This window comes from Knoellia pratensis, assembly GCF_042666395.1.
In the GTDB taxonomy this organism is placed as follows: Bacteria; Actinomycetota; Actinomycetes; order Actinomycetales; family Dermatophilaceae; genus Knoellia; species Knoellia pratensis.
Genome location: NZ_JBHTDJ010000004.1, coordinates 668,843 through 682,486, shown reverse-complemented (window position 1 = coordinate 682,486; position 13,644 = coordinate 668,843). Strand labels below are relative to the sequence as shown.

The following is a 13,644-nucleotide window of genomic DNA, read 5'->3' as shown; positions in this document are numbered from 1 at the left end:
GAGTGGTCGCCTTCACTGGTGTCGGGGGTTGGCCATAGGCTGCCACGCGTGAGTCGCCTCCTTGTTCTTGACGGTCATTCCCTTGCCTATCGCGCGTTCTTCGCCCTTCCGGTGGAGAACTTCTCGACGAGCACGGGTCAGCACACCAACGGCGTCTACGGCTTCACGTCGATGCTCATCAACGTGCTGCGTGACGAGAACCCCACACACGTCGCCGTCGCGTTCGACGTGTCGCGCAAGACGTTCCGCTCCGAGGAGTACGCCGACTACAAGGCGACCCGGTCGGCCACCCCGAGCGAGTTCCAGGGGCAGGTCGCGCTGGTCCGCGAGGTGCTCGATGCGCTGCGGATCAAGCACGTCCAGATCGACGGATTCGAGGCCGACGACGTCATCGCCACGTTGACGACGATGGCCGAGGCCGAGGGCATGGAGGTCGTCATCGTCACGGGGGACCGCGACGCCTTCCAGCTCGTCACAAAGAACGTCTCGTTGATCTATCCCGTGCGCGGGGTCTCCGACGTGTGGCGGATGGACCCCAAGGCCGTCGAGGAGAAGTACCTCGTCGCACCCGAGCGCTACAGCGACCTCGCCGCCCTCGTGGGTGAGACGAGCGACAACCTGCCGGGTGTCCCCGGTGTCGGACCCAAGACGGCCGCCAAGTGGCTCGGCCTCTATGGAGACCTGCAAGGCGTTGTCGCGCACGCCGACGAGATCAAGGGCAAGGCGGGGGAGTCGCTGCGCGAGCACCTCAACGGCGTCCTGCGCAACCGTCGCCTCAACCAGCTGGTGCGTGACCTGACCCTGCCCGTGACCATCTCCGACCTCGAGCGAGCGACGTGGGACCGCGAAGAGGTCCACAAGGTCTTCGACGGCCTTGAGTTCCGCGTCCTGCGCGAACGCCTCTTCGAGACCTTCGACGCCGCCCCCGATGAGGCCGAGGGTGGTTTCGACCTCGACGCGTCGGTCCTGTCCTCGGCCGAGGTCAAGGCGTGGCTCGACGAGCATGCGACGACTGAGCCGACCGGCCTTCACGTCGTCGGCACCTGGGGGCGCGGAACCGGCGACGTCGCGGCGGTGGGCCTGGCAACGGCAGGTGACGCGGCGGCATACATCGATGTCACCGAACTCGACGAGAGCGGCGAGAAGGCGCTCGCCGACTGGCTGGCGGACGCTGCGCGTCCCAAGATCCTGCACGACGCCAAGGGACCGATGCATGCCTTGCAAACGAGGGGTATGCCGTTGCGCGGGGTCACGATGGACACCGCCCTTGCCGCTTATCTGGTCAAGCCCGACCAGCGAAGCTTCGACCTTGCCGATCTCGTGGTCCGTCACCTGGGGCGCGAGCTCAAGGCAAAGGAGCACGCGGGCGGACAGGGCCTTCTCGACTTCGGAACGGACGATGGCACCGTCGGTCAGGACGCGATGGTGCGGGCCCGCGCGGTGCTCGACTTGTCGGTGCCGCTGAGTGAACAGCTCGAGGCGACCGGCGGGACCGAGCTGCTGCGCGACATCGAGCTGCCGCTCGTCGACATCCTGGGCGCGATGGAGCGCACCGGGATCGCCGTCGACACCGACGCGCTCAGCGCTCTCGAGGCCGACTTCGACGCGAAGGTGCGCGAGGCCCAGCTCGACGCCTATGACGCCATCGGCGGTGACGAGATCAACCTCGGCTCGCCCAAGCAGCTGCAGACCGTCCTCTTCGAGACGCTCGGTCTGCCCAAGACGCGCAAGACCAAGACCGGCTACACGACCGACGCGGACGCGCTGACCGACCTCTACGCCAAGACCGAGCACCCGTTCCTCGAAGCGATGCTCCGTCACCGCGACGCGATGCGCCTGCGCGTGACGGTCGAGGGACTCATCAAGGCGGTGGCCGAGGACCAGCGGATCCACACGACCTACATCCAGACGATCGCCGCCACGGGTCGCCTCAGCTCGACCGATCCCAACCTCCAGAACGTGCCGATCCGCACGGAGGCCGGGCGCCGCATCCGCGAGGTCTTCGTCGTGGGTGGCGGCTATGAGTCGCTGATGTCGGCCGACTACAGCCAGATCGAGATGCGGATCATGGCGCACCTCTCCGGTGATGAGGGGCTCATCGAGGCGTTCCGGACGGGTGAGGACCTCCACCGCTTCGTCGGTGCGCGGGTCTTCGGCGTGGAGCCCGAGGACGTCACGGCCGAGATGCGCAGCAAGGTCAAGGCGATGAGCTACGGCCTCGCCTATGGCCTCTCCGCGTTCGGGCTGTCCAAGCAGCTGTCCATCTCGACGGGGGAGGCGCAGGGACTCATGGACGAGTACTTCGCGCGCTTCGGTGGCGTGCGTGACTACCTGCGCGAGGTCGTGGGGGAAGCCCGTGCGACCGGCTACACCGCGACCATGCTCGGCCGCCGTCGCTACCTGCCCGATCTCACGAGCGACAACCGACAGCGCCGCGAAGGTGCCGAGCGGATGGCGCTGAACGCGCCCATCCAGGGCTCTGCTGCCGACATCATCAAGCTCGCGATGAAGGGCGTCGATGGCGCCCTGCGTGAGTCGGGGGCGAAGTCACGGATGCTGCTCCAGGTGCACGACGAGCTCGTGCTCGAGGTTGCCCAGGGCGAACGCGACGACGTCGAGGCGTTGGTGCGCACCGAGATGGGGCGGGCCATCGAGATGGACGTCCCGCTCGACGTCAGCGTCGGCCTGGGCCACAGCTGGCACGACGCCGCCCACTGACCGAGCCATCGCTCGTCCCGAGTGGGACGGCGAAGATCGGCGTTCGTGGGTCCGAGCTGCGCCGGCGGTCGTAGCCTGCGGTCATCGGCATGCGTGGTGGACCTGGTCACTGGTGCCGCTCGACGGACGGAGTGGGCCGTGAGAATTGCCCGCATCATCAACATCGCCATCGGCGCCCTGACGCTGGTCGTGAGTTTCGTCGCGTCGCTGTGGCGCTACAACAACGAGCGCACCATCAGTCCGTCCATGATTCTGACCGCCGCGATCTTCGGCTTCGTGGCGATCACGCTGGTCATCACCCTGCGCAGGGGCCCGACGTCGGGGATGTCGCCGGGGAACGCGGGCATGGTGTGGCTCGTGCTCCTGCTGCTCACGACGGCCGCAGCATGGCAGCTCATCCCGTCGCCGAACCGCCCGTTCATCGGTGTCTTCCTAGCGCTCATCGCTGGAGTCGCCATTGGCGCAGCCGTCGTACCCGGCATGGAACTCGGGTCCGGTGACGACGGCCCGCCCGGCGTCAACGGCGGGCAGGGTCCTTGGGGCGGCGGGGGAGGCTGACGGCGGTCCCGATGACGGTCACGAGCACGGAGGCGACGAGGAAGGTCGTCGCAACCTCGGCGACACTGTCGTGGCGCCACAGCTCGACGACGAGGGTCGCCAGCCCGACTGCTCCCCAGACCAGGTAGCCCACGACGTGTCGCCCGCGGGCCGCACCCCAGAAGACGAGGACCTGGGAGAGGGCCCAGGCGCCCCCGAGAGCGGTGAAAGCCGGCACCAGGTCTGCGAGATGCGTGTATGCCGGCCCTCCGACGATGCGGACGAGCGGACCTGACAGGAGGGCGGAGACCGCGACGCCGACCCCGACGATGGCCGCGGTCCCACCGAGGGCAACGAACAACGGCCGCAACCCCTTCGCCCGGGACATGTGTGGGAACAACACGGTCGCAAGGAAGGCCGGACCCCAGAAGGTAGCCTTCGCGAAAAGGCTGAGGACGGCATACGCGCCGGAATCAGCACCCGAGAGGACGTGCCGGGCCACGGGGGTGTCGATCGTGGAGGCGACGAGCAGGGCCGAGGTCCCCGCCATGCCACCAAGAACCCGGCGCACCTGCGTGGGGACGTCGGCGTGGAGGGCGCGACCCACATGGTCGCGCACGAGCAGGACCGCGACGAAAGCCATGAACCATGCCGCCACGGTGGTGAGAGCCATTACGCCGGTGACCCCCCAGCCGGCCCACGCCGCGAACGCGCCTCCCGCAGTGCGGATGATGGATGTCATTGCATAGACGATCCCCAGAGCGACGAAACGTTCGGACCCTTGGAGGCTGCCCTGCACTCCGGCTGTGACACAGGTCGGCAGCATCGAGGCGGCGACGAGGAGGACGGGCAGCGGGCCGTCGAGGTGAAGAAGGGGCACGAGCACGGGGGAGACCACGGCGACCGTTCCACTCATGATGAGTCCGACTATCGCGCCCGTGCGCAGGGCTGCGGCGTGGGCGTCCGGGCGGTCGAGGGCGACCCGCCAGGCACTGACCAGCTGCGTCGACAAGGCTGCTACCCCCGCGATGATGACGAGATTGAGCAGTGAGGCAACGGCCCCGAGGTCGTCAGCTGCAAGTTCGCGATTGAGGACGAGGAACAGTGTGTAGGCGATGACATTGGCGAGCAGCGTGCCTGCGCCGACGGCTCCCCAACCTGAGATCGACCGTGAGCGAGGAGTCATCACGCGTTCGTGACCGATCACCGAACTGGAAGGCTTGAGGCGTTGTCGGCGAGACGGTCACACAGGGGAGGGACCTGACCCCACCGGTTGGCCACCCGGATGTGATCGGTACTCCCGTCGTCATGGGTCGACATGAAGGTGAGTCGGGTGAGCTCGTTGTACCAGTCCTTGTTCCACTCGGCGACCGGCAGGTGGAGGTCGTACTGGTCGCCGTCATTGACCCGGATCCGCGTGTCGAAGACGTCCGGTTCGGTGTGGGCCGTCACCCGGATCTTGCGCCCGCGAGCCACCTCGAACCAAGGGGAGTAGAAATCGCCGTCCTCGTCCTCGATGACCACCCTCACCTGAGGAATCCCCTTGTCGAACTCCAGTGACACGTAGCGATCCTCGACGCCGGACTGATGAAAGATCCGATAGGTCCCCGGCTTGTACCTGACGAAGGTCGGGGTGACCTCGACGGTCATGTCTCGTTGCTCGACCAGGTTCCACGGTTCGTACTGGTCTCCGGAGTTCACGTAGAGCCCCTCGCAGTCACCGATGATGTGCAGGTCGTCCGCGGATCCGCCTTCGGGCATGTCATCGGAGCGTGAGGTGAGTTTGTCCACCGGCGACCCCAGGCCTCCGCTCAGGCGCTCTTGCAACGACAGGTAGGTCACGAGTTGGTCCCCACGTGCGGTCTGGGCTGCCACGAGGGACCCTGTGGCCATCTGCGCCACAAGGCTGAAGGCGCTCAGGCCGACCATCGTCGCTGGCAACAGCCACCGCAACACTCCTGCCTGAGGCCATCGCCAGGAGGTGACGCCCCACAATCCGATGGTCCCCATGACGATGAGCCCGGGGACGAAGTCGCTCGTGTACCGGTTCGCGAGGTACCCGTATCCGAGGACCGCACCTCCGATGACCACGGTTCCGACAGCTGGCCACCGGAGTGCCGCGATCTGGGGAGACGCCTGCCGGCGGACAAGAACAGCGAGCGCGGCCAGGCTGAGCAGGATCAGGAGTGGCATGAACGCGGTCACGCTTCCTGTGCGATAGCTCTGGTCGAGGAACGCGCCGCCGTAGGCACGGGCGGGCTCAGCCGGCAGCGTGATGTATGGGAAGTAGTCCACGAACCGAATGCCGTCGGGTCGGAAGTAGTTGATCAACGTGGTTTCGAAGAACTGCGGCCCGGTGATGGTGCCGCCGTTGACTTCCAGGGCCTGACGTCGATGGGCGTTGACCTGCGTCCAGATCTGGGACTCGAGCGGGAAGAGGTAGGGGTGGCCGAACTTCACCCAGTTGTAGGCCACTGAGGTCAGGGCAGGAACGGCTCCGGCCGCGAGGACGGACACCGGAATGGCGAGCCGTCGTCGGCTCCGGATCCTGCCCTGGCGCCACGCCAGCCAACCGGCGAGTGCGATGGTGGCACCGCTCATGGCCAAGCCCCCGGGGGTGCGCGTCAGCGCCGTGGCCAGGGTGAAGCCGCCGAGCCAGAGGATCGAGTTGCGGGTTGGATCGAGCGCCACTCGCAGGAGCCAGTACGCCGAGCCCACCGCGAGGGCCGTCGCCCACATGTAGACCTCGTGGTAGACCCACGGCAGGGCCGCATCAAAAGTGAGGACGGTGCCCCCCGTGGCCGCCGCGATCAATGTCGCACCCATGACGGCATCGCGCCGGCTCACCTCCTCTTCGGGGCGAAGACAGCTTCGTACCAGCCACACGAGGCGACTTGTCACCACGGCCAGAACGACCCAGGCAAGGGCCATGGAGATCAAGGTCAGGCGCCCATCCCATTCGTGCGTGAGCATTTGCACGGGTACGCGCAACAGGGCGGGGAAAGGCGGGAAATACATGTAGGTCTTGCCGTCAATGACGAAGCCCTCGATGCCGAGTGATCCGTTCGGAATGGACAGCCTTCCGTTGAGGAAGGCCGTGGCCTGCAGGTCGAAGAAGTTCGACGCGAACCGCCGGGGAACGGACGTGCGAAGCGGGTCCGTGCGGAAGTTCAGGAGGATCAGGAAGAACGGAAGCCCCCCGAGAACCAGCCCCGCTGCGGTTGAGCCGAGGATGCGTCGCGGCAGCGCACCTGGACGCATCCCGCCTTGCTGCGGCGCCAGACTCAAACGCGCTCCAGCTTGTACAAGAACTGGTAGCCGAAGAACGTCGGTCGCGCCTTGACCGCGGCCCGATCAACTGCTGATGCGATCTTTGCTGCGCGCCCCACGACCGGACTGGCTCCCCGTTCGAGGACGTCAAGGGGTGAACCCACGGTGCGGCGCTCAACAACCCGAAGTCCAGCGTTGGCGATGAGCTTCTCGAAACTTCGGCGGGTGAAGAAGCGTACGTGCCCGCGGTCCAAGGGGCCGCGCTGGTCGTAATCGAACGTGCCCGAGGCAGTTCGCAGTCGCGGGTACCAGTGGCCAAAGTTGGGAACACTGACGAGGATGGTTCCGTCGTCGGCGAGACGCGACTTCATGTCGGCCATCAACGCATCGGGATCGATGACGTGTTCGAGCACGTCACCGGCAACGATGACGCCATATCCGGACCCGGCCTCGTCGGGAAGACCGGCATTGAGGTCTGCCTCGACGAAGGAGTCCACGCGTTCTCCGACCCCGTCGTGCTTGACCAGGTCGACACCGACGACATGGTGTCCCATCGACCTGACAAGGCCCGCGAAGTGCCCATCGGAGCAGCCCACGTCGAGCACGGTTGAAGCGGGCATCGAGGTCAACCAGTCGAGGAGTTGTCCGTGCGACGAGTGGGGACTGTGCTTGACCTCGTAGGCCTGGGTGTCGATACCGCCTCCGGAACGCCCGAAGCCCATCTGCCGAGCACGGTGACGTGTGACGTCTATGGCGACATCACGCGCATACGCCAAGCCGTTGACGTAGCAGATTTCGTCGCCGTAGTAGGTCGGGATGGGGACCTCGATGATCCGCTTCCGGGCCGCGAGCATCCCGAGGATGATCTCGGTGTCGAAGTCGAAGTCATTCGAGTACTCGGCGAAGGGAACATCGCGAAGGGCGTCGGTGCGGTAGGCCCGGTATCCGCTGTGCCATTCGGTGAGGGAGGCGCCTGTCATGGCGTTCTGGAAGCGCGTGAGGATCCGGTTCCCCATGTACTTGTATACGGGCATCCCTCCCTTGAGGGCTGATCCTCGTTCCATCATCCGAGAACCCATGACCACGTCGGCCTCTCCGCTCACGAGCGGTGAGACGAGCTCCTCCATAACCTCGGGGGCGTACTGCCCGTCGCCGTGCAGCATCACGACGATATCGAGCCCCTCTTGTATGGCCCAGCGGTAACCGAACTTTTGGTTCCCGCCGTAACGCAGGTTCTCAACGTGCTTGATGACCGTGAGAGGGAGCGTCGAGCCGGATTTGTATTCCAGCCCGACCTGGTAGGTCTCGTCCTGACTGGCGTCGTCACAGACCAGGACGTGGTCGAGCTGATCGCGGAACGCGGCGGGGATTCGGTCGAGGGTTTGCCGCAACGTGGTCGCCGCGTTGTATGCGACCACAAGAACGCCGATCCGCGGCTTCGCGGGCTCGGCGGGCTGCCCCAATACTGACGTCAATGTCATCCCTCTCGGTGCTGCCCTGGGCAAGTCCGACTGTCTCGCTCTGCGGGGGCGTGGAAGATCCTACCCAACGGTAACGACGAAGGGCCCCGTTCTGGCATACTCCGCGGCATGACCGACGCCACTCTCGTAGACCTGCAGAGCCTGAAGTCGCGCCTTCCGGAGCTTGCCGACGCGTATCGGTCTGCTCGCCCCTTCCCGCACATCGTCGTGGACGACGTTCTGTACGGGGACGCCTTCACCCGGGCCGCCAAGGAATTTCCTCCGATGGGGGATCCCTTCTGGAAGGGATACCTGCACGTCAACGAGACGAAGTACGGCAACACGCAACCGGACACGTGGGGTCCTACCCTCAACGCGGTGGCAAGGGAGTTCGTGTCGCCTGCTTTCCTGGGGTTCCTCGAGGAGCTCACGGGGATCACGAACCTCCTGCCGGACTGGAGCATGGATGGTGGGGGACTTCACCAAACGCTGCGTGGTGGACACCTCAACGTGCACGCCGACTTCACGACGCACCATGTCAAGGAGAACTGGAGCCGTCGCGTGAACATCCTGCTCTATCTCAACGAGGAGTGGCGCGAGGAGTGGGGCGGCCAGCTCGAACTGTGGGATACGGAGATGACCGCCGCTCAGGCGAGGGTTCAGCCTGCGGGCAACCGCATGCTCGTCTTCACCACCACGGCTGACAGCTTCCACGGACACCCGGATGCCCTGAACTGCCCGGAGGATGTGGCCCGTTGTTCGATGGCGCTCTACTACTTCACCGAGGAGGCCAGCCCGGTGAGGAAGGCGACCAACTACCGGGCGCGGCCCGAAGAGACGGGCATCAAGCGTGCTGCCATTGCCATCGACCGAAGTGCCGTTGACCTCTACGACCGGGCCAAGCGCAAGCTCGGGATCTCGGATGACCAGGTAAGTGGCATTCTCGAGCGCGTGAACAAGTTGCGTCGCCCCAAGAAGTGAGAGGCGGACGGACGGAGAAGGCCCGGGTTCGGCGCAAAAGTGTCGCTGAACTCCGGACCTTCGTGGTTTGTCCCTAGTTTGGGTTCGTTGTCGACGAGGGGTGCTTGACAACATGGGCGCCCTCCTCGCGAGGCGCCTGCCTTCCTATGTGCGACGTCCATCGCTGAACCGGACGATCGATCAAGCGATGGGTCACCACGGTGACGAGCACCAGCAGAGCCAGCGCGACCATGGTGCGGGTCACGTTGCTCCAGTCCGTTGTGTGGCGGGCAACGGCCCAAAGGAGGGGGGAGTGCCAGACGTAGATCGTCAACGACACCGAACCCAGCACGCGCAGCGGTCCCCAAGAGAGGGCTCGAACGATCAGGGTTGTGGGCTCCACGAAGTGATTCGCGGCGACAAACAGTGCCACCGCCATCGCCATGATCAGCCCCTGAAGTTTCATGTAGTCGCCGATGTCGAAGCGAGAACTGGACATCACGATGCCAACGATGACGAGCGAGGATGCGCCGAGAAGGGCTGCGGCGCGTCTTCGCAACCGCGGCAACAGTTTTGTGGTCGCTTGCAGGTACGGCACGAGAAGCGCCACCAAGGCTCCCCATAGGAGTCCGTCGATACGCGTGCTCGTGCGCAACAGTGAGCTGTACCAGCCCTCCGCGTCGTAGTTGTGCCAACGCCACCAGGTGACCAAGGGTAGGAGAATCAACAGGGCCAGACCCAACTCCCGGCGCCGCGCCCCCCATAGCGCCACCACAAGGGCAAGGACCACGTAGAACTGCATCTCCACGCTCAGATACCAGAGAGGTCCCAGATCGCCCCGCGCTTCGAGGGCGTGAGCCCGAACGAACCAGTTCCATGTATAGGTTGCTACATGCAAGATCGATTTCTGTGTTGCGTCCCGCGGGGCGGTGTCGGTTGTGTCGGTCTCGGACATCACCCCCACGGCCAGAAGCAGAACGGCAACCGATGCCGAGATCCGAAGGAACCGGCGCAGGAACGTGCGCCATGGACCCGACGCGCCGTGGGCGTCTCGTGCCATCAGCATGCTGCGAGTGACGAGATAGCCGCTGATCACCAAGAACAGCGTGACGGCGACATTCCCTGCGAGGAGCAGAGCATCGAAGGGTGCGATCTTCGCGATGTCGTCGAACGGGTAGACGGTCCAGCCGTGCGAGAGGACCACGAGGACAATGGCCAGACCGCGCAGCCCATCCAGGGCGCTGTCTCGTCGTGGCAGTGTGGGCGACACACGGTGTTGGGACACGCCGGTCACCGTACATGAGCAAGGGCTGCAGGGCCTTGAGTTCAGACCGAGGTCACGGGGGGTGCGGGAGTCCTGCGACACGGGTAGGGAACTCGGCTGTGGAGTGGAGTGCGGAAGGGAGGAGAGCGGCGAAGCCAGACCCGCGTGGGCTCTTCGATGTCCCTCTGGTCGAGGCGGGCCGCTGATAGGTTCACCCAGGATGAAAATCGGGTGGAGATGACGACGGCCGGGACTGCGGCAACCGGCCCTCCCCGACGTGGCCCTCTCGGACGTGCGGCCGCTGTCTTGCGACGGGAGTGGGGGGCGTCATCACGTCTTGTACCGCTGGGTCTCTCAGTCGTCTCCGCGGCCCTCATCCTTGGCCCGGTCCTGGGGCGAGGGCTCGTTCAGTCATATGACTTGGTGTGGTCCCCGGATCGTCGTCTCACGCCATTCGCCACGGGCTCGGGCACGCCGGCACCTCGCGCCGTGCCCAGTGACGCGGTTGCCTGGCTTCTGGGCTGGTTGGTCACACCAGCGGTGGCCCAGAAGCTCATTCTCGGGGCAATCCTGGTTCTGGCCTCTCTGGGTGGGGCAGCTCTGTTACGCCAGATTCGCCCGGACTCTGGGATGTTGGCGACCTCAACCGTCGCACTGGCAGCGGTCTGGAACCCCTTTGTCTCCGAGCGTCTCGTCGTGGGTCAATGGACTGTGCTCTTGGGGTATGCCGTCCTGCCGTGGGCCGTTCGTGCAGCCCTACGGGTTGTCGATGGCTCGGGTCGACGCGGCGCCTTGGTCCTCGCCCTCTGTGTCGCTGGAGTCGGGGGAGTGAACACGGTGGCGCTGGCCGCGTCGGCAATGTTCGCTGTCCTCCTGGCGGGGATCGGGCGGGCCCCACGTCGATCCTGCGGCTCATTGGTTCTCACCACGGCTGTCGCCGTTGGGGTGTCGGCCGGGTGGGTGCTACCCGCATGGGGTGCCGGCGTCTCCGTCGATCCGGGCAGTGTCGACGCGTTCGCACCCGTGGCGGACACACCGCTGGGGCTGTGGGGCTCCTTCGTCAGCGGCGGCGGATTCTGGAACACCGCCTCACACCCCGCGCAACGCAGTCTCCTGCTCATCGCCGTGCTCGCGGCGATGCTGGCGGCGGTGGCGATCGTCGCCTTCGTCCTTGAGGTGCTTCGGGCGCGGCAATGGCGGGTCCTCGTGCCAATCGTCGGCGGGGCGCTGGTCGTCGCTCTGAGCGCCATGCCCATGACGCGAGACCTGTGGACCTGGATGGTCACCCAGATCCCGGGTGGGGGCGTGCTCCGCGACAGCCAGAAGTTCCTTGCGCTGTGGGTGATCGCACTTGCCGTCGGCGCTGGGCTCATCATCGAACGCTTGCGGCCGATGTGCGCGTCGGTGGCAGGGCCAGCGGCGGCGGGCGTCATCGGCCTCGTCATCCTGCTGTCCCCGCAATTGCTGTGGGGGGTCGGAGGCAGGCTCGACGCGGAGCCGGTCCCCGAGGGATATCGAGAGGCAGCTGCACGGCTGTCGGCCCAGCCTGCGGGGGAGGTCGGCTTGCTGCCGTGGCAGCAATACCGGCGCTACGACTGGAACGGCGACAGGGTCTCGCTCACGCTGGCTCCCAGGATCATCGACCATCGTGTGCTCTTCGATGACTCGTTGCGGCTGCGTGGCGGCACGGTTGCCGGCGAGAACCCGCGGGCTGCCGCAGTCTCCGCAGAGCTCGAGCGAGGTGGGTCGCCGGTGGATGCGCTCGCGTCGGCCGGTGTGCGCTACATCGCGGCGGAGTTGGGCGCTGGTCTTGATGTCGACGAGGGGTCAGTTCGAGCTGCTGGCAGGGTGATCGTGGATGACCCGCGCCTCCTCGTCGTCGATCTTGGCCACGGTCGTGAGACCCCAGAGGTCGGTCGGTGGGGGGCACTTGGTTGGGCCCTCACCGTGACGACATTTGTTGTGAGCATCACAGGTTTGCTCGTGGCGTGGATGCGACGGAAGTTACCGGCCAGTCTGCTACGCTCGCGCCCATGATGACTTCCCTTGGTGCCGTCGCCTCCTTGATCACTGGCGCCGTGCTCGCTCTCGTTGCCGTCGTCGGTGGTGTCTCCGCCGTGACCCCGAGCGCGAACTCTGCTGCCAAAAGCGAGCAGGTCGTCTTCTACGACGCCCCGTGACCCGGGCCTAGTTTCCCGAGGTCAGGACGAGACCGGCCCCCGATTGGGGGTCGGTCTCGCTGTCGTCCTCGGGCCTACCGTGAGCCGGCTGATCTGAGGAGCGCCTGCTCCCACTTGGCCACGGTTTCGTCCCAGTGGAACTGGGACACCCACGTCGTGACCTCGCCGCTCATGCGGTCTCTGAGGTCGTCATCCACGAGGAGCGAGCGCACAGCCTGGGTGAATGCCTCCGAGCCGTGGTCGACGAGCAAGCCGGTTCGACCGTGCACGATGGAGTTCGTTGGCCCACCGGCCTCGCTGAACGCCACTGTTGGCGTGCCGTGGATGCCTGCCTCGACGACGACCAGGCCCCAACCCTCCTTGAGGCTCGGCAATGCGTGCACCCATGCCCTCGCAAGAAGTTGGTGCTTCTCTGCCTCGGAGACGTGGCCATGGAACGTCACGTGTTGATCGATGCCCAGTTCGGCGACACGCTCGAGCAAGTGCGATTCCCACCAGCCCGAGCCCACGACGTCGAGCGTCAGGGTCGGCATCTCGCCCACGAGCTGAGCCAGCGCCTCCAGGGCGAACTCGATTCGTTTCTGCGGGACCAGACGGCCGAGGACGATCATCGACGGTTGGTTCGATCGAGGTTCTGCGTCAAGGGGCGTCGCGTCGGTTCCGTTGTGGATCACTTGGATCCGGTTGGCGTCGACACCAAGTCCGCTCAGTTCGGCGCGTGTCGAATCACTGACGGCGACGTAGTCGGTGTTGCGATACACGATCGGGGCGAGGCGGGACTCGAGCCACCATCCGGCACGTGACAGGCGGGGCCCGAACACGACGGGCCACTGTTCCTTGTGGACGTGGTGGACCAGGTTCACGACGGGGCGGTGGCGAGTCAGCGGGCTGAGAAACGGCATACCGTTCTGGACATCAACAACGACGTCCGCGTCGTAGCGACGAAGGAGATTCGCTGCAAGTGCTCGTGGGTAGATCCCCAAGCGCCCACCCTTGCGGATGTATCGCACTCCTCGCACGACCTCCTCCTGCACCGCCCCCGGGTAGGCCGCAGTGCGGAAGATGACCTCGTGGCCCCGCGCAGCGAGTCCCTCCGCGACGGTGACGAGGTACTTCTCCGCGCCTCCGGCCTCCGGATGATCCATGTCGCGCCAGTTGAGCAGCAGGATGCGTAGGGCCACGAAAAGTTCACCTCGAGTAGAACCGCGTTTTCAGCCGTTACAACGTTCCAGCAGGCAGGATGGTTAGATTCCCG

The 13,644-nt window shown here is 65.8% G+C and carries 10 protein-coding genes; 5 read left to right on the top strand and 5 right to left on the bottom strand.

Translation table 11 applies throughout. The annotated features are described in order from the left end of the window. Positions 1 to 48 precede the first annotated feature (48 nt). Both polA and ACFQRE_RS19465 read left to right on the top strand, forming a co-directional pair. A complete protein-coding gene (gene polA, locus ACFQRE_RS19470) occupies positions 49 to 2,718 on the top strand; it encodes a DNA polymerase I (protein WP_380125644.1) in 2,670 nt (889 codons plus the stop codon). Positions 2,719 to 2,856: 138 nt separating this feature from the next. Next, positions 2,857 to 3,276, top strand: coding sequence for a hypothetical protein (locus ACFQRE_RS19465; protein ID WP_380125642.1), 420 nt, complete (start codon positions 2,857 to 2,859; stop codon positions 3,274 to 3,276). On the opposite strand, the gene ACFQRE_RS19460 is transcribed toward ACFQRE_RS19465, so the two are convergent. The 3 genes from ACFQRE_RS19460 to ACFQRE_RS19450 are packed head-to-tail and all read right to left on the bottom strand — an operon-like array spanning position 3,236 to position 8,006. Then, on the bottom strand, positions 3,236 to 4,441 hold the full coding sequence (locus tag ACFQRE_RS19460; protein ID WP_380125640.1) for a hypothetical protein: 1,206 nt from the start codon (positions 4,439 to 4,441) through the stop codon (positions 3,236 to 3,238). The genes ACFQRE_RS19465 and ACFQRE_RS19460 overlap by 41 nt on opposite strands. A gap of 17 nt (positions 4,442 to 4,458) precedes the next feature. After that, positions 4,459 to 6,516: a hypothetical protein gene (locus tag ACFQRE_RS19455; RefSeq protein WP_380125638.1), complete on the bottom strand. Its 2,058-nt coding sequence runs from the start codon at positions 6,514 to 6,516 to the stop codon at positions 4,459 to 4,461. Positions 6,517 to 6,539: 23 nt separating this feature from the next. Next, a complete protein-coding gene (locus ACFQRE_RS19450; protein WP_380125636.1) occupies positions 6,540 to 8,006 on the bottom strand; it encodes a bifunctional glycosyltransferase/class I SAM-dependent methyltransferase in 1,467 nt (488 codons plus the stop codon). A gap of 108 nt (positions 8,007 to 8,114) precedes the next feature. Between ACFQRE_RS19450 and ACFQRE_RS19445 the strand changes: the two genes are divergently transcribed. Further along, complete coding sequence (locus ACFQRE_RS19445) at positions 8,115 to 8,966, top strand: 2OG-Fe(II) oxygenase (RefSeq protein ID WP_380125634.1); 852 nt, start codon at positions 8,115 to 8,117, stop codon at positions 8,964 to 8,966. A gap of 73 nt (positions 8,967 to 9,039) precedes the next feature. On the opposite strand, the gene ACFQRE_RS19440 is transcribed toward ACFQRE_RS19445, so the two are convergent. Beyond that, a complete protein-coding gene (locus ACFQRE_RS19440; RefSeq protein ID WP_380125632.1) occupies positions 9,040 to 10,230 on the bottom strand; it encodes an acyltransferase family protein in 1,191 nt (396 codons plus the stop codon). 612 nt (positions 10,231 to 10,842) lie between these two features. Here ACFQRE_RS19440 and ACFQRE_RS19435 point away from each other — a divergent pair. Continuing rightward, positions 10,843 to 12,246: a hypothetical protein gene (locus tag ACFQRE_RS19435; RefSeq protein WP_380125630.1), complete on the top strand. Its 1,404-nt coding sequence runs from the start codon at positions 10,843 to 10,845 to the stop codon at positions 12,244 to 12,246. Then, the gene (locus tag ACFQRE_RS19430) at positions 12,243 to 12,389 is read left to right on the top strand and encodes a hypothetical protein (protein WP_380125628.1); all 147 of its coding nucleotides are present in this window, start codon (positions 12,243 to 12,245) and stop codon (positions 12,387 to 12,389) included. Before ACFQRE_RS19435 ends, ACFQRE_RS19430 begins: the two co-directional genes overlap by 4 nt. A gap of 74 nt (positions 12,390 to 12,463) precedes the next feature. On the opposite strand, the gene ACFQRE_RS19425 is transcribed toward ACFQRE_RS19430, so the two are convergent. Further along, positions 12,464 to 13,570 carry a glycosyltransferase family 4 protein gene (locus tag ACFQRE_RS19425; protein WP_380125626.1) on the bottom strand — a complete coding sequence of 369 codons (1,107 nt, stop codon included), beginning with the start codon at positions 13,568 to 13,570 and terminating at the stop codon, positions 12,464 to 12,466. Positions 13,571 to 13,644 lie beyond the last annotated feature (74 nt).